At 70.4% G+C, this 23,181-nt stretch carries 16 protein-coding genes; 5 read left to right on the top strand and 11 right to left on the bottom strand.

Annotated elements, in window-relative coordinates; all coding sequences use genetic code 11:
• Window positions 1–63 precede the first annotated feature (63 nt).
• Genes rsmG through ACG00Y_RS09820 form a run of 4 tightly spaced genes read right to left on the bottom strand, consistent with a single transcriptional unit; the run spans window position 64 to window position 3,310 of the window.
• Complete coding sequence (gene rsmG / locus ACG00Y_RS09835; protein WP_394478297.1) at window positions 64–690, bottom strand: 16S rRNA (guanine(527)-N(7))-methyltransferase RsmG; 627 nt, start codon at window positions 688–690, stop codon at window positions 64–66.
• On the bottom strand, window positions 687–2,639 hold the full coding sequence (mnmG, locus tag ACG00Y_RS09830; RefSeq protein WP_394478295.1) for a tRNA uridine-5-carboxymethylaminomethyl(34) synthesis enzyme MnmG: 1,953 nt from the start codon (window positions 2,637–2,639) through the stop codon (window positions 687–689). The genes rsmG and mnmG overlap by 4 nt, the downstream gene beginning before the upstream one ends.
• Before the next feature lie 6 nt (window positions 2,640–2,645).
• Complete coding sequence (locus ACG00Y_RS09825) at window positions 2,646–3,062, bottom strand: type II toxin-antitoxin system VapC family toxin (protein ID WP_394478294.1); 417 nt, start codon at window positions 3,060–3,062, stop codon at window positions 2,646–2,648.
• Window positions 3,063–3,073: 11 nt separating this feature from the next.
• Window positions 3,074–3,310, bottom strand: a complete 237-nt coding sequence (locus ACG00Y_RS09820; protein WP_394478293.1) for a type II toxin-antitoxin system Phd/YefM family antitoxin — start codon at window positions 3,308–3,310, stop codon at window positions 3,074–3,076.
• A 73-nt stretch (window positions 3,311–3,383) separates the two neighbouring features.
• On the opposite strand from ACG00Y_RS09820, the gene ACG00Y_RS09815 reads away from it, so the two are divergent.
• Window positions 3,384–3,650, top strand: a complete 267-nt coding sequence (locus ACG00Y_RS09815; RefSeq protein ID WP_394478292.1) for a YkgJ family cysteine cluster protein — start codon at window positions 3,384–3,386, stop codon at window positions 3,648–3,650.
• Here ACG00Y_RS09815 and ACG00Y_RS09810 read toward each other — a convergent pair.
• Window positions 3,638–3,862, bottom strand: coding sequence for a DUF2061 domain-containing protein (locus ACG00Y_RS09810; RefSeq protein ID WP_394478291.1), 225 nt, complete (start codon window positions 3,860–3,862; stop codon window positions 3,638–3,640). The genes ACG00Y_RS09815 and ACG00Y_RS09810 overlap by 13 nt on opposite strands.
• Window positions 3,863–3,960: 98 nt before the next feature.
• Here ACG00Y_RS09810 and ACG00Y_RS09805 point away from each other — a divergent pair, with 98 nt between their 5' ends.
• Complete coding sequence (locus tag ACG00Y_RS09805; protein WP_394478289.1) at window positions 3,961–4,461, top strand: hypothetical protein; 501 nt, start codon at window positions 3,961–3,963, stop codon at window positions 4,459–4,461.
• Here ACG00Y_RS09805 and ACG00Y_RS09800 read toward each other — a convergent pair.
• From ACG00Y_RS09800 to ACG00Y_RS09785, 4 genes are read right to left on the bottom strand one after another with little or no spacing between them, the layout of a single operon-like run.
• Window positions 4,458–4,955 carry a hypothetical protein gene (locus ACG00Y_RS09800; protein WP_394478288.1) on the bottom strand — a complete coding sequence of 166 codons (498 nt, stop codon included), beginning with the start codon at window positions 4,953–4,955 and terminating at the stop codon, window positions 4,458–4,460. The two genes, ACG00Y_RS09805 and ACG00Y_RS09800, sit on opposite strands and share 4 nt — an antisense overlap.
• Window positions 4,952–6,115, bottom strand: a complete 1,164-nt coding sequence (locus tag ACG00Y_RS09795; protein WP_394478286.1) for an ABC transporter permease — start codon at window positions 6,113–6,115, stop codon at window positions 4,952–4,954. Before ACG00Y_RS09795 ends, ACG00Y_RS09800 begins: the two co-directional genes overlap by 4 nt.
• The gene (locus ACG00Y_RS09790) at window positions 6,112–6,894 is read right to left on the bottom strand and encodes an ABC transporter ATP-binding protein (protein ID WP_394478285.1); all 783 of its coding nucleotides are present in this window, start codon (window positions 6,892–6,894) and stop codon (window positions 6,112–6,114) included. The genes ACG00Y_RS09795 and ACG00Y_RS09790 overlap by 4 nt, the downstream gene beginning before the upstream one ends.
• On the bottom strand, window positions 6,891–8,435 hold the full coding sequence (locus ACG00Y_RS09785) for an alpha/beta fold hydrolase (RefSeq protein WP_394478283.1): 1,545 nt from the start codon (window positions 8,433–8,435) through the stop codon (window positions 6,891–6,893). Before ACG00Y_RS09785 ends, ACG00Y_RS09790 begins: the two co-directional genes overlap by 4 nt.
• 83 nt (window positions 8,436–8,518) lie before the next feature.
• Between ACG00Y_RS09785 and ACG00Y_RS09780 the strand changes: the two genes are divergently transcribed.
• Window positions 8,519–8,725 (top strand): hypothetical protein, encoded by a 207-nt coding sequence (locus ACG00Y_RS09780; RefSeq protein WP_394478281.1) that lies wholly within the window; start codon window positions 8,519–8,521, stop codon window positions 8,723–8,725.
• Between the two features lie 7 nt (window positions 8,726–8,732).
• On the opposite strand, the gene ACG00Y_RS09775 is transcribed toward ACG00Y_RS09780, so the two are convergent.
• Window positions 8,733–10,292 (bottom strand): thioredoxin family protein, encoded by a 1,560-nt coding sequence (locus ACG00Y_RS09775; RefSeq protein WP_394478280.1) that lies wholly within the window; start codon window positions 10,290–10,292, stop codon window positions 8,733–8,735.
• A gap of 38 nt (window positions 10,293–10,330) precedes the next feature.
• Entirely contained in the window at window positions 10,331–11,107 is a 777-nt protein-coding gene (locus ACG00Y_RS09770) for a response regulator transcription factor (RefSeq protein WP_394478278.1), read from the bottom strand.
• 241 nt (window positions 11,108–11,348) lie between these two features.
• Here ACG00Y_RS09770 and ACG00Y_RS09765 point away from each other — a divergent pair, with 241 nt between their 5' ends.
• On the top strand, window positions 11,349–13,001 hold the full coding sequence (locus ACG00Y_RS09765) for a ShlB/FhaC/HecB family hemolysin secretion/activation protein (protein ID WP_394478277.1): 1,653 nt from the start codon (window positions 11,349–11,351) through the stop codon (window positions 12,999–13,001).
• Between the two features lie 16 nt (window positions 13,002–13,017).
• Complete coding sequence (locus ACG00Y_RS09760; RefSeq protein WP_394478276.1) at window positions 13,018–23,178, top strand: YDG domain-containing protein; 10,161 nt, start codon at window positions 13,018–13,020, stop codon at window positions 23,176–23,178.
• The last annotated feature ends 3 nt before the right edge of the window (window positions 23,179–23,181 follow it).

The following is a 23,181-nucleotide window of genomic DNA, read 5'->3' as shown; positions in this document are numbered from 1 at the left end:
GACTGCCGGCATCGTACCGGGGAGAGGACGGGGCGCCTCTCGGGCGCGACCCGTGAAGTGATCTCAGCGAGGCCGCATCCAGATGATGCAGCGCTGGGCGTCCAGGCCCGGGACGGCCAGTTGTTCCACGTGAAACACGTCCACGTCGGCGGGCAGAGCGGCGATCTCGTCGGCTGGGTGCTGGCCCTTCATGGCCATCCACACAGCGCCTTCGGCCAGCAGTTGACGGGTCAGGCTGGTGAAGTCGACCAGCGACGCGAAGGCGCGGGAGGTGATGACACCGAAAGACTCCGCCTTCAGCTGCTCGACGCGGCTGTGCACGCCGTGCAGGTTGGGCAGCTTCAGCTCCGCCGCCACCTGCTGGATGAAGGTCGCCTTCTTGGCGACGGCGTCCACGCAGCTCACGTCAGTGCCAGGGAAGCAGATGGCGATGACGACGCCCGGCAGGCCGCCGCCGGCACCCACGTCCATCAGCCGGGCCGGCGCGCCGTGGCGCTGCAGCGGTGCGATGACGGACAGGCTGTCGATCAGGTGGTGGCTCAGCATCTGTGCCGGGTCACGCACGGCGGTCAGGTTGTAGACCTTGTTCCACTTCTGCAGCAAGGCCAGGTAGGCCAGCAGCTGGTCGAGTTGGGCGTCGCTGAGATCCAGGCCAAGTTCGCGGGCGGCGCTTGCTAGCGTGTCCTTCATGCCGCTTCCGCCTCAGCCGTGAACCCCTTGAACTTGCCCTTCTTCAGGTGCACCAGCAGCAGCGAGATCGCGGCCGGCGTGATGCCGGAGATGCGCGACGCCTGGCCCAGGGTCTCGGGGCGGTGCTTGTTCAGCTTCTGCCGCGCCTCGAAGGAGAGGGCGTGGACGAGGCCGTAGTCCAGCTCGTCGGGCAACTTCAGGTGCTCGAAGTGGGCGGCGCGGGCCACGTCGTCGACCTGCTTGTTGATGTATCCGGCGTACTTGGTGCTGATCTCGACCTGCTCGGTGACGAGGGCAGCCAGCTCCGCGCCCAGTTCGGCGTTCAGTGTTTCACGTGAAACACCCGCCTCGGGTCGTGCAATCGCAGCCACCTCCGCCACTGTGTCGAACACGACGCCCGGCCGACGCAGCAGATCGACGAGCGTGTACTCCCGCTCCAGCGCCTTGCCCACCAGCCGCTCTGCGTCCGCCGCCGGCAGGATGCCTGCGTGCACCCAGGTGCTCTTCAGCTTCTCTGTTTCACGTGAAACAGCGTCGCGCTTGCGATTGAATGCGGCCCAGCGCTCGTCGTCCACCAGGCCCAGTTGGCGGCCGGTCTCGGTCAGGCGCGCGTCGGCGTTGTCTTCGCGCAGCTGCAGGCGGAACTCGGCACGGCTCGTGAACATGCGGTAGGGCTCGGTGACGCCCTTGGTGATGAGGTCATCCACCAGCACGCCCAGGTAGGCCTGGTCGCGCGCCGGCGTCCACGGGCCATCGCCACGCACCTGCAGCGCGGCGTTCAGGCCGGCGAACAGGCCCTGCGCCGCCGCCTCCTCGTAGCCGGTCGTGCCATTGATCTGGCCGGCGAAGAACAAGCCCTGGATGACCTTGGTCTCGAACGAGGCCTTCAGGCCGCGCGGGTCGAAGTAGTCGTACTCGATGGCGTAGCCGGGGCGCAGGATGTCGGCGTTCTCCAGGCCCGGCATGCTGCGCACGGCGGCGAGCTGGATGTCGAAGGGCAGGGAGGTGGAGATGCCGTTGGGGTAGAACTCGTGCGTCGTCAGGCCTTCGGGCTCCAGGAAGATCTGGTGCGAGTCCTTGTCGGCGAAGCGGTTGACCTTGTCCTCGATGCTGGGGCAGTAGCGCGGGCCCACGCCCTCGATGACGCCGGTGAACATCGGGCTGCGGTCGAAGCCGCTGCGGATGATCTCGTGCGTGCGGGCGTTGGTGTGCGTGATCCAGCAGGGCACCTGCTGCGGGTGCATCGCCTTGTTGCCGATGAAGCTGAACACCGGCACCGGGTCCAGGTCGCCCGGCTGCGCCTCGCACTTGCTGAAGTCGATCGTGCGGCCGTCCAGCCGCGGCGGCGTGCCGGTCTTCAGGCGCCCCTGCGGCAGTTTCAGCTCCTTGAGCCGCGCCGACAGCGACACCGCCGGCGGGTCGCCCGCGCGGCCGGCGGCGTAGTTCTGCAGGCCGACGTGGATGCGGCCGTCCAGGAAAGTGCCCGCCGTCAGCACGACGGCGCGGGCGCGGAACTGGATGCCGGCCTGCGTGACGGCACCGACGACGCGGTCGCCTTCCACCATCAGGTCGTCCACCGCCTGCTGGAACAGCTGCAGGTTGGGCTGGTTTTCCAGCATGCGCCGGATGGCAGCCTTGTAGAGGATGCGGTCCGCCTGGGCGCGGGTGGCGCGCACGGCCGGGCCCTTGCTGCCGTTCAGGATGCGGAACTGGATGCCGCCTTCATCCGTGGCCAGCGCCATCGCGCCGCCGAGCGCGTCGACCTCCTTGACGAGGTGGCCCTTGCCGATGCCGCCGATGCTAGGGTTGCAGCTCATCTGGCCCAGCGTCTCGATGTTGTGGGTCAGCAGCAGCGTCTGCGCGCCCATGCGCGCCGCGGCCAGCGCGGCCTCGGTGCCGGCATGGCCGCCGCCGACGACGATGACGTCGAATTCTTTCGGGTACAGCATGGTCGATTACTCCAGCAGTTCGGTGGGCAGGCCCATCGCACGGGCGGCGGCGGCCTGGCGGCGGTCGGCGGTGACGAACATGTCGGCCCGCGCCAGCCACGCCGCACCCACATGCAGCGCGTCCATCGCGCGCACGGGCGCGGCGTACAGCGCCCGCACGGCGGCGCGCTCCAGCTGCGGCGTGAACGGCAACACCTCGATGTCGGCAAAGCTGCGCTCGATCTCCTCTCCCGTGCCGTGCAGCGAGTCGCCGGGGAGCGGCGCCTCCCGCTGCAGACGGGCAATGGCCGAGTGCAGCTCCAGCTTGGTGTGCGGTGCCGCGACGATCGCGTCAGCTTTTTGCACCCAGGCCAGCACCGCTTCGCGGCCGGCTTCGGGCAGATAGCGCTTCAGCAGCGCCGAGCTGTCGAACAGGATGCGCATGGTTCGCTCGCTCACAGGGGCGACTGCTCGCGCTCGTCCAGCAGCGCCTTCACCGCCGAATAGCCTGCCGGCAGGCTGATCAGCGGCTCGAACGGCCGCTTCCAGCTCGGCACGTGCACAGGGTCAGCGGCCTTCTCCACGACCGGCACCAGCTCCGCCACCGGCTTGCCATGGCGCAGGATGCGCACGGTCTCGCCCTGTTCCACCAGGTCCAGCATGGCGGACACGTTGGCGCGGAATTCACTCAATGGCAGGCTGTGCATGTGAATTTGTACAAATCTACGAATTTGCACATTTTAGGCCTGCGCCGACAATTGCGCCATGGACTGCCGCCCCCACTGCGCCGCCTGCTGCATCGCGCCGTCGATCAGCTCGCCCATCCCCGGCCACCCGAATGGCAAGCCGGCGGGCGTGCGCTGCGTGCAGCTGGACGATGAACTCCGCTGCCGCATCTTCGGTCGGCCCGAGCGGCCGGCCGTGTGCGGCTCGCTGCAGCCGGACGAGTTGATGTGCGGCGACAGCCGCGAGCAGGCGATGCGCTGGCTGGGCTGGATGGAGAGCGAGACGGCGCCCGCTCAGCCCGGCTGAGGCTGGGCGCCACGAAGCCGGCCGAAGCGCGCTCGCCAGGCCACCGCACGCGGGTGGTCCCAGTACTTGTCGAAGAAGTAGTGCAGCACCGTGTTGGCCAGCGGCTCGACGAAGGTGACGGCGCCGGCCACCGCAACGCTGCCGGTCAACGCATAGGTCACCGTGAACGAGGTGCCGAGGTGGAGGAAGCCGAAGCTGACGGTCTTGGCCATGGTGTCTATCGCCTGGTTAAATCGAATAGCCAAATGCTAATGATTCTCATCGGCGACGGCCAATCGGTTGCGCCTATCCCGCCGTTAGGCTCGGCGGCATGACGCCCCTGGAAACCCCGCCACCGCCCGGCAGCCTGCTCGCCCGCCTTGCCAAGGAGCGCTGCGCGTTTGCGGATGCCTACACGCTGTCGTTCCCGCGCACCGTCGGCCTGGCCGAGTTCGTCGAGGCGTTCTACACGACGCGCCTCTTCAAGCTGGAGCGCGCGTTGCTCGCGCTGTTCGGCAAGCCGTCCAGCGACGCGATGGCGCGGGCCGTGGCGCGGGGTGAAGGCCAGCGCATCGCTGTCTGGACCGTCCAGGCGCGCGAGGGCGACGAGCTGCTGATGCACGAGGACAGCGGCGCCACGCGCTCCTGGTTCAAGGCGCAGGCAGGCGAGGGCGGCGGCACGACGCTGTGGTTCGGCTCGGCCGTCGTGCCGCGCCAACGTCAGGCCAATGGCGAGGCGCGCATGGGCGCGGTCTTCCACGCGCTGCTGGGCTTTCACCGCTGGTATTCGCGGGCGCTGCTTGCCGCAGCCGCCAGGCGACTGGCGCGTTAGCCCTTGGTGCCCTTGCCGCTGACCTTCTCCGTCACTGGCTGCTGGGTCGCCAGGTCCTCGATCCAGGCTTCACAAGCCTCCGCCGTGATACGCCCCGCCACCCGGTAGCCCTTGCCCGCCTCGGGCGTGAAGGCCACGTCGCCCTCGGCGCGGCAGGTCGGGTTCGTCAACGCCAGGATGGGCGCGGCGTACTGCGTGGCGGCCTGCAGGCGCACGCGGGCCGGGCGCAGCGGCAGCTCGTTGGTCAGCGCCACCGGCGCCACCGCAAAGCCGCGGCCCTGGTTGGCACGCACGACCGCCATGCTGGTGCTGGACAGGCGCCGGCCGTCCACCTGCGTCATCTCGAAGACGTGCAGCAACTGGCCGCTGACCTGCACGGCCTGGTCGGCCACGTTGGCGGTGGGGCCGGTGTAGTCCGGCGGCGTGGCGGGTTCGAAGCTCGTACAGCCGCCCAGCAGCAGCGCCAGGCCGACGGCGGTGAGGCCGGCCCTCATCGCGCCACCGCCGCGCGCATGGAACGCGCCACATAGAACAACGTGACCACCGTCAGCACAACGCCCACGACGACGCTCGGCATCACCTGGGCCCAGCGCAGGCCTTCGCCCTTCAGCACGGCCAGCATCAGCGTGTTCTGCGCAAGACCTGGCACCCACAGGTACCAGGGCGCATCGCCGCCCGGGTTCAGCAGGGTGACCATGGGCGCCAGGCTGACGGCGGTGATGACCAGCGTGCTGCCGGCCTGGGCTTCCTTGAAGGTCTTGGAGCGGATGGCCAGCGCCATCAAGAGCCCCGACAGGCCGGCGGCCAGCGGGATCTGCAGCAGCCAGAAGGCCAGCACCTCCTCCATGCCGAACTGGAACATCGCCTGCAGGCTGTCGCTCTTCAGCAGCCACTGCGCCGGCACAAAGCTCACGCTCGCCAGCAGCGCCACCGCCATGCCCAGCAGCGCCACGGCGCCCCACTTGCCGGCCACGATGGCGCCATGCGGCGCCGGGTTCATCAGCAGCGGCTCCAGCGAGCCGCGTTCGCGTTCGCCGGCGGTGCTGTCCAGCGCCGCAGTCAGCGCGCCGTAGAGCACCGCCATGATGATGAACATCGGGATGATGCTGGTGATGCGCGTCGCGCGGGCCTGCACGCTGGCGAGGTCGCGCTCCTCGATGTCGATGGGCTTGAGCAGCTCGACCGACACGCCGCGCATCGCCAGGTTCAGCGCCGAGCGCTCGTTGTTGAAGCCCCAGAGCAGCCCCTTGATGGCGCCGATGCCGCCGCTGGCGCGCTGGTTGGCGCTGTCGCCGACGACCTCCACCGTGGGCGCCTCGCCGGCCAGCAGCTTGGCCTCGAAGTCGGCCGGCACGACCAGCACCGGCTCCAGCAACGTCGTCGCGCGCAGCCGGGCCTCGTAGTCGCTCGGTGCGTCCTTGATCGTGTAGGTCTGGCGCTCGATGAAGTTCTTCAGCGTCGGCGCGTTGGCGATGCCGACGGCCATGATCTCGCGGCGTTCGGCGCGCTCCTCGAACGAGGCGATCAGGCTGGACAGCGCGGCCAGCAGCAGCGGCCCCATCAGCACGGCGGGGATGAGGATGCGCAGCAGCGTGCGGCGGTCGCGCAGGCCGTCCGAGAGTTCCTTGGCAAAGACGATCAATGCCTGTTTCATGCCGCCACCTCTTGTGGGAATGCGAGCTTCACGAAGGCGTCCTCGAAGCGGGTTTCGCCGGCCAGTTCCAGCAGCGCCGGCACGCTGCCGTGCGCCACGCTGCGCCCGTGGGAGACGACGACGACCTCGTCGCAGAGCTGCTCCACCTCCTGCATGATGTGCGTGGAGAAGACGATGCATTTGCTGCCGCCTTCCGGGCTGCGCAGCCAGCGCAAGGCCTCACGGAGCGCGCGCGTGGCCAGCACGTCCAGGCCGTTGGTGGGCTCGTCCAGCACGATGTTCGCGGGGTCGTGCACCAGTGCGCGGGCCAGCGCCGTCTTCATGCGCTCGCCCTGGCTGAAGCCCTCGGCGCGGCGGTCCAGGATGGCCTGCATCTCCAGCAGCCGCGACAGTTCCTCGGCACGCGCGTTCGCGGCCTCTGGCGTCATGCCGTGCAGGCGGCCGAAGTAGGTGATGTTCTCGCGCGCACTCAGGCGGGGGTACAGGCCGTGCGCGTCGCCCAGGATGCCCATGCGCGCCAGCGCCTTCAGCGGCGCGTCCTTGACGACGATGCCGTCGCAGGCGATGTGGCCGCTGTCCGGCGCGAACAGGCCGGCCAGCATGCGCAGCGTCGTCGTCTTGCCCGCGCCGTTGGCGCCCAGCAGGCCGGTGATGCGGCCATTGGCGGCCGTCACGCTGACGCCTTGCACGGCATGCACGACGCGCTTGGCGCCACGCTTGAACAAGCCGCCGCCGGTGTTGGCGATGAACTGCTTGTGAACGTCTCGGATCTCGATCATTTCGCCGTCCCTCCCTGGACGGGCTGGAAGGCAGTCGGGCGCGGGATGCGCATCGCGCAGGCGGCCTCCTGCGGCAGCGCGGCCGCATCGGTCTTGGCGTCGATGAAGCGGAACATCACGTCCCGCACGCAGCCGACGGCCATCACGCCGTGGCCGGCCTCGGGCACCACCAGATGCTGCACGCGCGCCGGCTGGCCGGCGCCAAGCGCCTTGGCGATGCGCTCGCCGTGGCGGGCCGGCGTGACCGGGTCGGCGCCGCCGCTCATGACGAGCACGGGGCTGGGCGCGGGCGGCACTGTGTAGAACGCCGCCGGTACGTCGCCACGGGGCCAGGTCTTGCATACGCGGGCATACATGTCGGCGTCGATGCGGCCGTAGTCGGCGCCCGGCGCGTCAGTGGCCTGCGCCAGGCGCGGCACGTCCTCGGCGCAGATGACGGAGAAGTGCATGCCCATCGCCAGCTTCATGCCCTTGCCGCCGCCGAAGGCCGAGGTCAGGCCGAACAGGCCGTCGAAGCGGCCGTCGCGCGCGGCGGCCTGGATGGCGGCGGGCAGTGCTGAGGCCAGTGGCGGCTGGTACAGCGGCCCCCGCACGGCGCGCAGCAGCAGATCGCGGTCGACGCTGAACTGCTCGGGCACGGCGGTCAGCGGCTGCTGCACCGTCACCGCGCGGGGCAGGGACGCCAGCAGCTTGGCCCAGTCGGCACGCAGCGTCGGGTGGGTCTTGGCATGCGCGTCGAACAGCTTGTCCAGCGCGGCCTGCGTGTCCGGCGAGAAGCTGGCCGGCAGCACCATGTCCGGCGGCGCCACACCGTCGATGATGCTGCGCCGGACCTTGGTGGGGAACTGGCGCAGGTACTCCAGCGCGGCCCGCGTGCCATAGCTGCCGCCGATGAGGTTCCATTGCGGAACGCCGAGTGCTTCGCGCACGGCGTCCATGTCCTGCATGGCGATGGTCGTCGTGAAGAAGCGCAGGTCACCGTAGGGCAATTTCTCCAGCGTCGCGCGGCAGGCGTCCAGCCGCTTCATCTGCGCGGCCGTGTCGAGCTGCTCGGTGATGGGCAGCTTGCTGTCGTCCGGGCAGTCCAGCGGCGCGGACTTGCCGGTGCCGCGCTGGTCGATGAACACCAGGTCGCGCCGGTTGCCCAGCCGGGACAGCCGCTGCAGCACGCGCGGCGCCACGTTGATGGCGCTCTGGCCGGGGCCGCCGGCCAGCATCAGCACGGCGTCGGGCTGCTTGTTGCGCGCCATTGCGGGCACGACGAGGTAGTGGATATCGACCTTCGCGCCGTCCGGCCGCGCCGGGTCCAGCGGGCGTTGCAGGCTGCCGCACTGCAGCTCGTTGGGGATGCCGGCTATGCGGCAGGGCTTCAGCGGCGTGGCCGCGTGGGCCAGCGGCGCGATGAGCAGGGCGGCGGCGAGCGCAAGGGCGCGCCGGGCGGGGAAGGGCATGAAGGGCTCCAGGGACCGGATGGCCGCGAGTATCCGGGCCGCCGCCCGCGCCGCGACGCGGCCGGTGTTGGCTGGCAGCCTGGTGCGCATGAATGGCCCCAGACGCGGGTTGAATGGCGGCCCATGTTCGAATACCTTCCGTCCAGCGGCCCCGCCGCGATGAAAGGCCATGCGTGCAGACACTCGACGAGATGCGTGACCGTTGCCTGCTGACCGATGAGCAGCATGCCGAGATCGGTGCCTGGGTCAGCCAGGCGCGCACCCCCGAGGCCATCATGGCCATGCCCGAGGGCCTGTGGCGCACGCTGGAACTGGCCAGCGTGCTGATGGACGTGGACACGGACCTGCGGCGCGAGCCGCAGCTCGGCGACGCCCCTTGAGTCTGGCTCAGGCCTTGGGCTTCATCAGCCCCTGGCATGCCGACCTGGCCTTGGCATCGCTGCCGTCCAGCTTGCCGCAGACGCCGTCCAGCTGCGCCTTCAGCCGGCCCACCGCCGCCGCCTGGGTGGGGTTCTGGTTCCAGCTGCCCAGCAGCGTCGCCACGCGCTTGAGCGACCGCTCGCTGCGCTCGTAGAACGCGCCCGGGTCCTTCTCGGCCTCGGCGAACAGCTGCGCGGCGGCCTTCTCGATGCGCGGCGTGTCTTCCGGGCTCAGCTCGATCAACGCGGCGAAGTAGCCCGAGCCCCATTGCAGCCGCGTGGCCGGGCCCTCGCTCTTGTTGAAGGCCTCCTCGTACCAGCGCAGCGCATCCGCCTTGCGGCCCTGCTTCTTGGCATTGCCGCCGAGCTGGCTCATCAGGTAATACGGCGAGTGGCTGCGCGCCAGCGCCGCCGTCAGCAGCGAGTCGCTGTCCTTCCACAGCCCGGCGCGGCCCAGCAGGTAGGCGGCCTGCGTGATGACGGCCTGACGCTCGTAGCCATCGGTGATCTCGCGGTTGGCGCGCGTCGTCTGGTCGCGCGCCTCGGTTTGCAGCGCGCTGGGGACGGTCTTGGGATGCGGCTCGTCCTTGGCCGTGTCCAGCCGCGCCAGTTCGATGCGGGCCTGCAGCGCGTTCAGGCGGTCGGCGCGGGAAAGTGACGTGTCCGCGTTCAGGCGCTTCAACGCCAGGTCGTACTCGCTGACCAGCGCCGTGCGCGCCTCGCCGGCCGTGGGCGCCAGCGCCTTGACGAGGTCACGGGCCTCGTTGCCCAGCACGTCCATCTGCGCGCGGGCCTGGGTCGGGTCCGCCAGCACGGCGCGCAGCCTTGGCAGTTGGGCCGGGTCGGCCGCCTTGCCCTCGGCCAGCGCGCCAATGGACTTCAGCCACAGCCGCGTCGTCGTCTCCGGGTCTGCGCCGTCGCTGGCCTTGGCCAGCTGCGTCAGCGTGGCGGCGCGCTCGGTCACCGGCAGCAGTTGCTGCTCGTCCGTCTCCCAGCCGTAGAAGCCCAGCAGCCGCCATTCGTTGGCGCTGAGTTTCTTTCCGGCCCTCGCATCGGCCAGCACTGACTTGACCGGCCGGCCGCTGGACAGGCCCAGCTGCAAAACCTTCATGACCTGGGCTGCGTCGGCCTCGCCGGGCAGCCGGGTGATCTCGTTGCCGCTGGGGTTGAACAGGATCAGCGTCGGGTAGCCGCGCACCTTGAAGCGCGTGCCCAGCTTCTGCGCGCCGGGCCCGTCGCCGTCGATGCCCACGGCCACGAAGGCCTTGCTCTGCTCGATGAAGTCGGCGCGGTTGAACAGCGTTGCCTTGAGCTGGTTGCAGGGCGGGCACCACTTGGCGCCCCAGTACAACAGCACGGGCTTCTTCTCCGCCTTGGCCTGGCTGAAGGCGCGGTCGATGTCGGCATCGGCCGCAGCGGCCTGCCAGGAGACGCCGGGGCCGGTGCTGGCGCGGGTGACGGGGGCGGCGGCGAGCAGGAGTGCGCTCACCAGGGCGGCCAGGACGGGAGAAGAGAGGGTGTGCTTCATCGGGCCTGCGGGGTCGATGGTGTCGAGGCCGCCATTGTTCAGTAATCCAGCGTGCGCTGCCGCCGCCAGGCCAGCGGCGTCATGCCGGTTCGGGCGCGGAAGGCGGTCGAGAAGTTGCCCGGCGTGCGAAAGCCCACCTCATAGGCCACCGCGTGCACGCTCATGGACGTGCGCTCCAGCAGCTGCAGGCTGGCGCGGATGCGCTGCGCGCTGATGTAGGCCTGCAGCGTCATGCCCGTGTGTTGCCGGAACAGGTCGCACAGCCGCCGCCCGCCCACGCCCACGGCGCGCGCCAGCTCATCCGCGCAGGGCAGCGCGCTCAGCTGCGCGTCGATCAAGGCCTTGGCGGCGGCGACGAAGGCGCCCTCGGGGTCGGGCGAGCTGGGCGCCGCAGCCGCCGCGCCGCGCAGGTGCACCTGCACGCGCGCCAGCACCTCGGCCGGCCACAGCGGCTTGCAGATGTAGTCCACCGCGCCCACCTCCAGGCCACGCACGCGGTCGGAGGGCTCGGTCAGCGCCGACACGAACAGCACCGGGATGTCGGCGGTCAGCGCATCGGCCTTGAGCAGGCGGCAGGCGACGAGGCCGTCCACCACACCGGGCAGGCAGGTCTCCATCAGGATCAGGTCGGGCCGCTGCCCCTGCGCCCGCTGCACGCCGCCGAGCCCGTCGGTCGCGAACGACAGCGTGAAGCGCTCGCTCAGCAGTGCGGTCACCGGCTTCAGGTCGCTCAGCTCGCCGGCCACCAACAGCACGCGTTGGCGGCGTGCATGGGCTGCTGCAGAACAGGGCGTGGGCGAGACAGTTTGGGGCATGGCTCCTGTGGAATCGTGCACAGCCGGGCGATCGTAGTCATCTCATTTACAGAATGGAAAACTTTTCCAGCAGTTTGTGAAAAGCACCCCACGGCCGGCGCGCAAGCATGCGAACTGGTTTGTCAGCGGGAGATACCAAGTGCGACCCACCCATCCAGCAAGGCATGGTCTTTCGGCTCAACGAATCTCCCGTCACGGCGAGCGACGCCCAAGACCTGTCGCCTGCGCAGTGGCCGCGCTGATGGCCCTCGCGGCCTGGAGCGCCGGCGCGCAGACCGCGCCCGATGCCGGCCAGCTGATGCAGCAGAACCAGCGCAAGGCGCCGGTGCTGCCCCGGCCGGGCGAGGGGGCCCAGGTGGCCACGCCACCGCCCACGCTGCAGGTGGCCTCAGGGGCCAAGGTGGCGGTCAAGTCCTTCAGGTTCCAGGGCAACACGATGCTCAGCGATGCGCAGTTGCAGCGCACCGTGACGGGCTATCTCGACCGCCCGCTGGACTTCAAGGAGCTGCAGGAGGCCACCGCGCTGGTGGCCAAGCGCTACACGGCGGCGGGTCGGCTGGCGCGAGTCTTCCTGCCGGCGCAGGACGTCACCAACGGCGTCGTGACGCTGCAGGTCATGGAGGCGCACTACGGCGGCACGCAGGTGGAGCAGAGCGGGCAACACCTGGCACCCGAGCGCGCCATGGCGATGCTCGAACAGGGGCAGCAGCGCGGCCAGGCGCTGGACCTGGTGGCGCTGGACCGCGCCCTGCTGCTGGTCGGCGACCTGCCGGGCGTGCAGGCCAGCGCCAGCCTGGTGCCGGGTGACAGCACCGGCCAGACGGCCGTGCGCCTGAGCCTGCGCGACACCCCCACGGTGACGGGCGAGGTGGGCGTGGACAACGCCGGCACGCGCTCCACCGGCGAAGCGCGCCTGAATGCCTCCATGGCGTTGAACAGCGCGCTCGGCATGGGTGACCTCTTGCTGGCCCAGGCCAGCGTCAACCGCGGCAGCAGCTTTGTGCGGCTGGGCGCGTCCATGCCGGTCGGGCTGTCGGGCACGCGGGTCGCGCTCAGCGCCAATGCGCTGCGCTATCGCCTCGTCGGCAGCGACTTCGAGGCCCTCGCGGCCCGCGGCACGTCCCGCGCCTGGGGCCTGGACATCAGCCATCCGCTCGTGCGTTCGCGCGACCTCAACGTGCTGCTGCAAGGCGGGGTCGAGAGCAGGCAGTTCCACAACAAGGCCAACGGTGCCGATGTGTCGGTCTACGACTCGCAGGTGTGGACCGTCGGCGTCAGCGCCAATGCCTTCGACGACTGGGGCGGCGCCGGCGTCACGACCGGCTACCTGGGCGCCCAGTCCGGGCGGCTGGACCTGGGCGGCTCGCCCAGCCAGGCCTTCGATGCGGCCGGCCCGCGCACCCATGGCAGCTTCCGCAAGCTGCGCTACCAGTTGGCGCGCCAGCAGGCGCTGGTGGGTGACTGGTCGGCCTATGTGGCGCTGCAAGGCCAGTGGGCCAACCGCAACCTGGACTCGTCGGAGCGCTTCTATCTCGGCGGCCCGCAAGGCGTGCGCGCCTACCCGGTCAGCGAGGGCGGCGGCGCCACGGGCCAGCTGGTCAACGTCGAGCTGCGGCTGCGGCTGGGCGGCGGCTGGCGAGTGGCCGGCCTCTACGACTGGGGCCGGGTCCGCGCCCATGTCGACGAGAACTTCCTGGGGGCGACGGCGCCCAACAAGTATTCGCTCAAGGGCGCGGGCCTGAGCGTGGACTACGCCAGCCCGGGCGGCACGGAAGTCAGCGCGGTCTGGGCGCGCCGTATCGGCGACAACCCGCTTGCCGACCCGCAGGGCCGCGACCTGGATGGGTCGCTGGATCGCAACCGCTTCTGGCTGCTGGCCAGCCAAACGTTCTGAGCCCGAGGAGGACACCATGCACGAACATGCCAGCCTGAACCGCATCTTCCGCCTCGTCTGGAGCGCCGCCCAGGGTTGCTGGGTCGCCGTCCACGAACACGCCCGCGGCCGCAGCAAGGCCGGCCGCAGCGGCCGTCGCTTGCGCGCCATCGTCACGCTGCTGGCGCTGGCCGCCGGCGGGTCGGGGGCGTATGCGCAGACGATCGCGGCGGCGCGCCCCGCCGCGCCCGCAGCCAACGCCTTGCCGCAGGGCGGCCAGGTCGTGGCCGGTCAGGCCAGCCTGCAGCAGAGCGGCGCCAACCTGGTCGTCAACCAGTCCACGGCGCGTGCCGCTCTCGACTGGACCAGCTTCGACATCGGCGCCAACGCCAGCGTGCGCTTCGCGCAGCCCGATGCGTCCAGCGTCGCGCTGAACCGCGTCACCGGCGGCGCGCCCAGCCAGATCTTCGGCCGCCTGAGCGCCAACGGCCAGGTCTTCCTGACCAATGCCAGCGGCGTCTATTTCAGCCCGACGGCCCAGGTGGATGTGGGCTCCTTTGTGGCCAGCGCGAACAGCATCGGCCTGGCCGACTTCATGGCCGGCCGGCTGGTTTTCGAGCGCGCCGGCAGCACCGCCGCCGTCGAGAACGAGGGCAGCATCACGACCGCGAACGGTGGCTATGTGGCCTTGCTGGCGCCCGAGGTGCGCAACAGCGGCGTCGTGCGCGCGCAGGCGGGCACGGTGGCGCTGGCGGCCGGTGAGGCCGTCGAGCTGCAGTTCGACGGCGGCAGCCTGGCCCGGCTGCGCGTGACGCCGGCCGACATCGCCACGCTGATCGAGAACCGCCATGCGGTGCTGGCGCCGGACGGCCAGATCCTGATGTCGGCCCGCGCCGCGCAGACGCTGCAGGGCAGTGTCATCCGCAACAGCGGCGAGCTGTCGGCCAGTAGCCTGGTGGCCAAGGGCGGCCGCATCGTGCTGGAGGCCGACCATGTCGACATCGCGGCCGGCTCGGCCATCAGCGCCACCGGCGCGATCGGCGGCGGCCGAATCAACCTGGGCGGCAACTACCAAGGCGTGGGCGACCTCTGGAACGCCACCACGACGAAGGTCGCCGCTGGCGCCAGCATCGACGCCAGCGCCACGCGGCTGGGCGATGGCGGCACGGTGATCGTCTGGTCCGACGACCGCACCCGCTTCGACGGCGGCATCGCCGCGCGCGGCGGCGCGCTGGGCGGCAATGGCGGCCTCATCGAGACCTCGGGCAAGCGTGTGCTGAATGTGCGCACCGGCGTGGCCGATGTCAGCGCCGCCAAGGGCAAGGGCGGCACCTGGCTGCTGGACCCGAACGACCTGACCATCGGCGCGGTCGCCGACAGCAATGTCGGCGGCAGCTTCAACACCACCGACGACGACGCCTTCCTCAGCACCGCCTCGCTGGCGGCGGCGCTGACGAACGGCTCCAACGTCGTCGTGATGACGAACAACGCGGGCACCAACACGGGCGTCGGCGACATCACGGTGACCGGCGCCATCACCACCGCGCTGGCCAGCGCGCAGTCGGCCACGCTGACCTTGGCGGCCCAGGGCAGCATCAACTTCCAGGCGGGCGGCTCCATCAGTTCCGGCGGTGCCGACCGCTCGCTGAACGTCAACCTGCACGCCGGCACCGTGCTGGGCGGCGGCTCGCCGGGCACGGTGAACAGCGAAGTCTCGATGGCCGTCGGCTCGACCATCGACACCGGCCAGGCCGGCAACCTCGCCGCCGTCGCCAAGGGCGATGTGACGCTGGCCGGCCTGACGGTGGGCGGCTCGCTGACCGCGACGACCAACAACGGCGCGTTCTCGCAGGTCGGCGCGGCGACCGTCGCCGGCACCACCACGGTCAACGCCGGCACTGGCGAGGTGGCACTGAACAACGCCAGCAATCAGCTCGGCGGCGCGGTCAGCTCCACGGGCACCGGCGCGGTCACCATCCGCAACGGGCTGGCCACCGTGCTGGGCGCCATCGGCTCGGCCGGCAGCGGCGCGGCGAGCCTGGATGTGATCAACACCAACGCGGCCGTGACGCAGACCGCTGCGGCCTACGTGGCCGGCGAGACCACCGTCGCGGCCGGCTCCGGCGGCGTCAGCCTTGCTAACGCGTCGAACCAGCTGACCGGCGCGGTCAACTCGACCGGCTCCGGCGCGGTGACGCTCGCCAACGACATCGCCACCAACCTGGGCACCATGGGCACCAGCGGCGCCCCGGTGGCCAGCCTGTCGGTCACGACGACGAACGACAACGTCAGCCAGAGCGGCACCTCCTACGTGACCGGCGCCACCACCGTGGCGGCCGGCACGGGCACGGTGACGCTGACCAACACCGGCAACCAGCTGGCCGGCGCGGTCAGCTCCACCGGCACCGGCGCGGTGACGCTGCGCAATGCGGTCAGCACCACGCTGGGCGCCATCGGCGCGCCGGGCAATGGCGCCGCCAGCCTGACCGTGCGCAACAGCAACGGCAGCATCACGCAGAGCGGCGCGGCGGTTGTCGCCGGCGCCACCTCGCTGCGCACCGACACCGGCGGCGCCATCACGGCCAGCCACGCCGGCAACCAGTTCATGGGCGCCATCACGACCATCGGCACCGGCGCGGTCACGCTGTTCAACAACGGTGCCACCACGCTGGGCCAGATCGGCAGCAGCGGCAGCCGCGCGAGCAGCCTGGCAGTCAGCACCGACGGCGGCGCGGTCACGCAGGGCGGCGCGGCGTTTGTGGACGGCACGACCACGGTCAGCGCCGGCGCGGGCGCGGTGACGCTGGACAACGCCAACAACAAGCTCAACGGCGCGATCAGCTCGACGGGCACGGGCGCGGTCACGATCGCCAACAGCCAGGCCACGACGCTGGGCCAGATCGGCGCGGCGGGCGGCGGCAATGCGGCGGCCAGCCTCACGGTCACGACGGTCAACGATGCCGTCGGTCAGAGCGCCAGCGCGTTTGTCGCCGGCACCACCACCGTCAACGCGGGCGGCGCGGCCGTGACGCTGAACGACGCCGGCAACCAGCTGGCCGGCGCGGTCGGCTCGACCGGGCGCGGCGACGTCACGCTGGTCAACACCGTGGCCACGGTGCTCGGCCCCATCGGCGCGTCGGGCGCCGGCAATGCGGCGGCCAGCCTCACGGTCACGGCCACCAACCAGACTCTCACGCAGAGCGGCGCCGCGCTGGTGGACGGCGCGACGACCGTCAGCACCGGCTCGGGCGCCGTGACGCTGACGAACGCGGGCAACACGCTGGTCGGCGCGGTGGGCGTCACCAACACCGGCAGCGCGAACGTGTCGTCGACCGGCGCTTTAGGCATCACCTTCAACGGCAGCGGCACCACCGCCGCCACGGCCAGCGGTGCGCTGACCGCTACGCTGAACGGCACGGGCGCCACCACGCTCGCCGGCAACGGCGTGACGCTGTCGGGCACGGCCAGCAGCCTGGCCAGCACCAGCACGGGCACCACCAGCATCGGCGCTACCACCGTGGCCGGCAATGCGAGCCTGAACAGCACCGGCGCGGTCACGCAGAGTGCGGCACTGACGGCCGCCGGCCTTGAGCTCGTCGGAGACGGCTCCGTCACGCTGACGAACGCGGGCAACAACATCACCACTGTCGCAGCGTCCACCGGCTCGGGCGACATTGCGCTGGTCAACAGCGGCGCGCTGGCCGTCGGCACGGTCAACAGCGCGGGCATCACGCGCAGCGGCGCGGTGTCTATCAGCACGCTGTCGGGCGACATGACGCTGAACCAGTCAGTTAGCACCACCAGCACCGCCAGCAACGCGGTGGTGCTGAACGCGGCCAGCTCGGCGGCGGCCGGCACGGGCGCAGGCGGTAACGTCATCGTCGGTGGCGGGAGCGTCAGCGTCGGCAGCGGTGGCCGCGCCACGCTGTACTCGGGCACCGTGTCCGGCAGCACCGGCCTGACCGCGCTGGTCGGCAGCGGCAGCGGGCGCTTCCGCTACGGCAGCGACGAGAGCAACACCAACTTCACGGCCGCGCTTGGCACCGGCGTCAACGCGGTCTACCGCGAGCAGCCGACCGTCACCATCACGGCCGACAACCTGACGCGCACCTACGGCACGGCCACTGCGGCCACCACCAGCCTGGGCGGCGTGCAGAGCGGCGACACGGTTGGCCAGATCTTCAGCACCGCGCCGACCGTGGCGGTGGGCGGCACGCTGTCCACCTCGGGCAACCCGGTCGTGGGCGCGCACACGTTGACGGCTTCGGGTGCCGTGGATTCACTGGGTTATGCGTTGAGCTACGCGGCGCCCGGCACCTTGACGGTGAACGCCGCGTCCATCGCCGGCATCACCGGCATCACCGCGGCGAACAAGGTCTACGACACCACCACGGCGGCAACGCTGAGCACGGGCAGCGCCGGCTTCACCGGCATCGTGACGGGTGACGTGCTGACCGTGGCGACTTCCACCGGCGCCTTCGTCGACAAGAACGCCGCGACCGGCAAGACGGTCAACATCACCGGGCTGTCGCTCGGCGGCGCGGATGCCGGCAACTACACGTTGGCCAGCACGACCGCGACGACCACGGCCGACATCAGCCAGGCGACGATGGCGGCCATCACCGGCATCACGGCGGCCAACAAGGTCTACGACGGCAACAACACCGCCACGCTGAACACCGGCGCGGCCGGCTTCACCGGCCTGCTGGGCGGCGACACGGTCAACGTGGCCACCTCGACGGGCACGTTCTCGGACAAGAACGCGGCCAATGGCAAGACGGTCAGCATCACCGGCCTGACGCTGGGCGGCACGGATGCGGGCAACTACAACCTGGCGAGCACCACCGCCAGCACGATCGCCGACATCACGCCGGCCAGCATCGCGGCCATCACCGGCATCACGGCCGCCAACAAGGTCTACGACGGCAACAACACGGCCACGCTGGGCACCGGTTCGGCGGCGTTCACCGGCATGGTCTCGGGCGACGTGCTGAACGTTGCCACGTCCACCGGCACGTTCGCGGACAAGAACGTCGCCAACGGCAAGACGGTGAGCATCGCCGGCCTGTCGCTGGGCGGTACGGACGCGGGCAACTACACGCTGGCGTTGACCACCGCCAGCACCACGGCTGACATCACGCCGGCCACCATCGCAGCCATCACCGGCATCACGGCCGCCAACAAGGTCTACGACACGACGACGGCCGCGACGCTGAGCACGGGCGCGGCGGCCTTCACCGGCATGGTGGGTGGCGATACGCTGACCGTGGCGACCTCCACCGGCGCCTTCGTCGACAAGAACGCCGCCATCGGCAAGACGGTCAACATCACCGGCCTGACGCTGGGCGGCGCTGACGCCGGCAACTACACGCTGGCCGCGACGACGGCCACGACCACGGCCGACATCACGCAGGCGACGATGGCGGCTATCACCGGCATCACTGCCGCCAACAAGGTCTACGACGGCACCAACGTCGCCACGCTGAGCACCGGCGCGGCGGGCTTCACCGGCCTGTTGGCCGGCGACTCGGTCACCGTCGCCACCTCGACCGGCACCTTCGCGGACAAGAACGTCGCCAACGGCAAGACGGTCAGCATCACCGGCCTGACGCTGGGCGGCACGGACGCGGGCAACTACAACCTGCTGAGCACCACGGCCAGCACGACCGCCGACATCACGCCCGCCAGCATCGCGGCCATCACCGGCATCACCGCCGCCAACAAGGTCTATGACACGACCACGGCGGCGACGTTGAGCACGGGCACGGCCGGCTTCACCGGCATGGTGGGCGGTGACACGCTGACCGTGGCGACCTCCACCGGCGCCTTCGTCGACAAGAACGCGGCCACGGGCAAGACGGTCAACATCACCGGGCTGTCGCTGGGCGGTGCCGACGCCGGCAACTACACGCTGGCCAGCACGACCGCGACCACCACGGCCGACATCACGCAGGCCACGATGGCCGCCATCACCGGCATCACCGCCGCCAACAAGGTCTACGACGGCAACGCCACCGCCACGCTGAACACGGGAGCGGCCGGCTTCACCGGCCTGCTGGGCGGCGACACGGTCAACGTGGCCACCTCGACGGGCACGTTCTCGGACAAGAACGCGGCCAATGGCAAGACGGTCAACATCACCGGCCTGACGCTGGGCGGCACGGATGCGGGCAACTACAACCTGGCGAGCACCACCGCCAGCACCACGGCCGACATCACGCCGGCCACCATCGCGGCCATCACCGGCATCACGGCCGCCAACAAGGTCTACGACGGCAACAACACGGCCACGCTGGGCACCGGCTCGGCCGCCTTCACCGGCATGGTCTCGGGCGACGTGTTGACCGTAGCGACCTCCAGCGGCACGTTCGCGGACAAGAACGTCGCCAATGGCAAGACGGTGAGCATCGTCGGTCTGACGCTGGGCGGCACGGACGCCGGCAACTACACGCTGACCAGCACGACGGCATCGACGACGGCCGACATCACACCGGCCACCATCGCGGCCATCACCGGCATCACGGCCGCCAACAAGGTCTACGACACGACGACGGCCGCGACGCTGAGCACGGGCGCGGCGGGCTTCAGCGGCATGGTGGGCGGCGACACGCTGACGGTGGCGACTTCCACGGGCAACTTCGTCGACAAGAACGCCGCCACAGGCAAGACGGTCAACATCACCGGCTTGACCTTGGGCGGCGCCGACGCCGGCAACTACACGCTGGCCAGCACGACGGCGACCACCACGGCCGACATCGGCCAGGCGGCGATGGCGGCCATCACCGGCATCACGGCGGTCAACAAGGTCTATGACGGCAATAGCGTCGCAACCTTGAGCACAGGCGCAACCGGCTTCACCGGCCTGCTGGCGGGCGACACGGTCAATGTGGCCACGTCGACCGGTACATTCGCCAACAAGAACGTCGCCAACGGCAAGACGGTCAGCATCACCGGCCTGACGCTGGGCGGCACGGACGCGGGCAACTACAACCTGCTGAGCACCACGGCCAGCACGACCGCCGACATCACACCCGCCAGCATTGCGGCCATCACCGGCATCACGGCCGCCAACAAGGTCTACGACACGACCACGGCGGCAACGCTGAGCACCGGCGCGGCCGGCTTCACCGGCATGGTGGGCGGCGACACGCTGACCGTGGCGACCTCCACCGGCAACTTCAGCGACAAGCACGCTGCGACTGGCAAGACGGTCAACATCACCGGCCTGACGCTCGGTGGCGCTGACGCCGGCAACTACACGCTGGCCGCCACGACGGCCACGACCACCGCTGACATCACCCAGGCCACGATGGCGGCCATCACCGGCATCACGGCCGCCAACAAGGTCTACGACGGCAATACCGTCGCCACGCTGAACACCGGCGCGGCCGGCTTCACCGGGCTGCTGGCGGGCGACACCGTCACCGTCGCGACCTCCACCGGCAACTTCAGCGACAAGAACGTCGCCAACGGCAAGACGGTCAGCATCACCGGCCTGACGCTGGGTGGCGCCGATGGCGGCAACTACGCCCTGGCGTCCACCACGGCCAGCACCACCGCCGACATCACGCCGGCCAGCATCGCGGCCATCACCGGCATCACGGCGGCCAACAAGGTCTACGACACGACCACCGCCGCGACGCTGAGCACGGGCAGCGCCGGCTTCACCGGCATGGTGGCGGGCGACACACTGACCGTGGCGACCTCAACCGGCAACTTCAGCGACAAGAACGCTGCCACCGGCAAGACCGTCAACATCACCGGCCTGACCTTGGGCGGCACCGATGCGGGCAACTACACGCTGGCCAGCAGCACCGCCACCACCACGGCCGACATCAGCAAGGCCCAGTTGGCGGCCATCACCAGCATCACCGCCGCCAACAAGGTCTATGACGGCAATACGAGCGCGGCGCTGACCACGTCGGGTGCCGGCTTCACCGGCCTGCTGGCGGGCGATGTACTGACCGTGGCCGCCGCCACCGGCACGTTCAGCGACAAGAACGCTGCCACCGGCAAGACGGTCAACATCACCGGCCTGGCGCTGGGCGGCGCCGACGCGGGCAACTACCTGCTGCCCACAGGCGCCACCACGACCACGGCCGACATCACGCCGGCCACCGTCGCGGCCATCACCGGCATCACGGCCGCCAACAAGGTCTATGACGGCAACAACACGGCCACGCTCAGCACGGGCTCGGCCGCCTTCACCGGCATGGTCTCGGGCGACGTGCTGACGGTGGCGACCTCGACCGGCACGTTCTCGGACAAGAACGTCGCCAACGGCAAGACGGTCAGCATCGCCGGCCTGACGCTGGGCGGCACGGACGCGGGCAACTACACGCTGGCGTCCAACACCGCCGGCACCACGGCCAACATCACGCCGGCCAGCATCGCGGCGATTACGGGCATCACGGCGGCCAACAAGGTCTACGACACCACCACGACGGCGACGTTGAGCACCGGCGCTGCGGGTTTCACCGGCATGGTGAGCGGCGACGCATTGACCGTGGCCACCTCGACCGGCAACTTCAGCGACAAGCACGCGGCCACCGGCAAGACGGTCAACATCACCGGGCTGACGCTCGGTGGCGCCGATGCCGGCAACTACGCGTTGGCCGCCACCACCGCGACGACCACGGCCGACATCAGCAAGGCAGCGATGGCGGACATCACCGGCATCACGGCGGCCAACAAGGTCTACGACGGCAACACCGTCGCCACGCTGAACACCGGCGCGGCCGGCTTCACCGGGCTGCTGGCGGGCGACACCGTCACCGTCGCGACCTCCACCGGCAACTTCAGCGACAAGAACGTCGCCAACGGCAAGACGGTCAGCATCACCGGCCTGACGCTGGGTGGCGCCGATGGCGGCAACTACAACCTCGTGAGCACGACGGCCAGCACCACGGCCGACATCACGCCGGCCACCATCGCGGCCATTACCGGCATCACGGCGGCCAACAAGGTCTACGACACGACCACCGCCGCGACGCTGAGCACGGGCACGGCCGGCTTCACCGGCATGGTGGCGGGCGACGCGCTGACCGTGGCGACCTCCACCGGCAACTTCGTCGACAAGAACGCCGCCACCGGCAAGACCGTCAACATCACCGGCCTGAGCCTGGGTGGCGCGGACGCCGGCAACTACACGCTGGCCAGCAACACCGCCACCACCACGGCCACGATCAGCAAGGCCGCGCTGAGCGCCGTCAACGGCATCACGGCGGCCAACAAGGTCTACGACGCCACGACGGCGGCCACCACGAACATCACGGCGTCCACGCTGACGGGTGTGTTGACGGGCGATGCGGTCAACGTCGCCGCCGCCACGGGTACCTTCGCCAACAAGAACGTCGGCACGGCCAAGGTGGTGACGGTTGCCGTCACGCTGGGTGGCGCGGACGCGGGCAACTACTCGCTGCCCGCCAGCACCACCGCCACAGCCGACATCAGCCGGGCGACGCTGACCAACGTGACCGGCATCACCGCGCTGAACAAGGTCGAGGACGGCAACGCCGTCGCCACGCTGGTGACCGACGCAGCGGTCTTCAACGGCAAGTTCGCGGGCGACGTGCTGGCCGTGACCCAGGCCAGCGGCCAGTTCGACAACGCGCGGCCGGGCGCGAACAAGCCGGTGGCCATCACCGGCATCGCCTTCGACGGCGTGGACGCGGGCAACTACACGCTGGCCGACACGACCGCCACCACGACCGCCTCCATCCTGGGCCGGCCGCCCGTGCCGCCGAGCACGTCCAGCGTACCGGTGACCGTCGCACCCGGTGCGCCCGGCAGCGTCAGCGCCGTGCTGAACCTCGGCAACGAGGTGCTGGTGGCCGGCGCGCCGTCCTTCGCCGTCTCGGCGGGCACGGCGGTGGAGATGACGGGCCTGGCCGTCCAGGTGCTGCGCGAGCCGTCGGCGCTGCGCGGTGGCGACTACCAGGTCAGCGTGCCGCGTGCGCTGGCGGGGCAGGGCTTCGCCTTCACGTTGCCGATGAGCCTGCGCGGGCTCATCCAGCAGGTGGCGGGTACGGTCCGCGTGACCCGGCCCGACGGCCGGCCCATGCCCGACTGGCTGCGCTACGACCCCGTGGCGATGCAGCTCATCGCCACGGCGCCGCCTGCCGACGGCCTGCCGCTGCGCCTGGTCATTCACCCGGGCAACCACCAGTCGGCGGAGCTGCTGATCGACCTGCGCTGACCG

This window comes from Pelomonas parva, assembly GCF_043555835.1.
GTDB lineage: Bacteria > Pseudomonadota > Gammaproteobacteria > Burkholderiales > Burkholderiaceae_C > Pelomonas > Pelomonas parva.
Note: the sequence above shows the minus strand (reverse complement) of the source record. Positions and strands in the feature narration are given on the sequence as shown.

What these genes read in the sequence shown, in the direction of transcription:
- rsmG (WP_394478297.1), bottom strand. Translation starts at nt 690, where the DNA reads ATGAAGGACACGCTAGCAAGCGCCGCCCGCGAACTTGGCCTGGATCTC.
- mnmG (WP_394478295.1), bottom strand. Translation starts at nt 2,639, where the DNA reads ATGCTGTACCCGAAAGAATTCGACGTCATCGTCGTCGGCGGCGGCCAT.
- ACG00Y_RS09825 (WP_394478294.1), bottom strand. Translation starts at nt 3,062, where the DNA reads ATGCGCATCCTGTTCGACAGCTCGGCGCTGCTGAAGCGCTATCTGCCC.
- ACG00Y_RS09815 (WP_394478292.1), top strand. Translation starts at nt 3,384, where the DNA reads ATGGACTGCCGCCCCCACTGCGCCGCCTGCTGCATCGCGCCGTCGATC.
- ACG00Y_RS09810 (WP_394478291.1), bottom strand. Translation starts at nt 3,862, where the DNA reads ATGGCCAAGACCGTCAGCTTCGGCTTCCTCCACCTCGGCACCTCGTTC.
- ACG00Y_RS09805 (WP_394478289.1), top strand. Translation starts at nt 3,961, where the DNA reads ATGACGCCCCTGGAAACCCCGCCACCGCCCGGCAGCCTGCTCGCCCGC.
- ACG00Y_RS09800 (WP_394478288.1), bottom strand. Translation starts at nt 4,955, where the DNA reads ATGAGGGCCGGCCTCACCGCCGTCGGCCTGGCGCTGCTGCTGGGCGGC.
- ACG00Y_RS09795 (WP_394478286.1), bottom strand. Translation starts at nt 6,115, where the DNA reads ATGAAACAGGCATTGATCGTCTTTGCCAAGGAACTCTCGGACGGCCTG.
- ACG00Y_RS09790 (WP_394478285.1), bottom strand. Translation starts at nt 6,894, where the DNA reads ATGATCGAGATCCGAGACGTTCACAAGCAGTTCATCGCCAACACCGGC.
- ACG00Y_RS09785 (WP_394478283.1), bottom strand. Translation starts at nt 8,435, where the DNA reads ATGCGCACCAGGCTGCCAGCCAACACCGGCCGCGTCGCGGCGCGGGCG.
- ACG00Y_RS09775 (WP_394478280.1), bottom strand. Translation starts at nt 10,292, where the DNA reads ATGAAGCACACCCTCTCTTCTCCCGTCCTGGCCGCCCTGGTGAGCGCA.
- ACG00Y_RS09770 (WP_394478278.1), bottom strand. Translation starts at nt 11,107, where the DNA reads ATGCCCCAAACTGTCTCGCCCACGCCCTGTTCTGCAGCAGCCCATGCA.
- ACG00Y_RS09765 (WP_394478277.1), top strand. Translation starts at nt 11,349, where the DNA reads ATGGCCCTCGCGGCCTGGAGCGCCGGCGCGCAGACCGCGCCCGATGCC.
- ACG00Y_RS09760 (WP_394478276.1), top strand. Translation starts at nt 13,018, where the DNA reads ATGCACGAACATGCCAGCCTGAACCGCATCTTCCGCCTCGTCTGGAGC.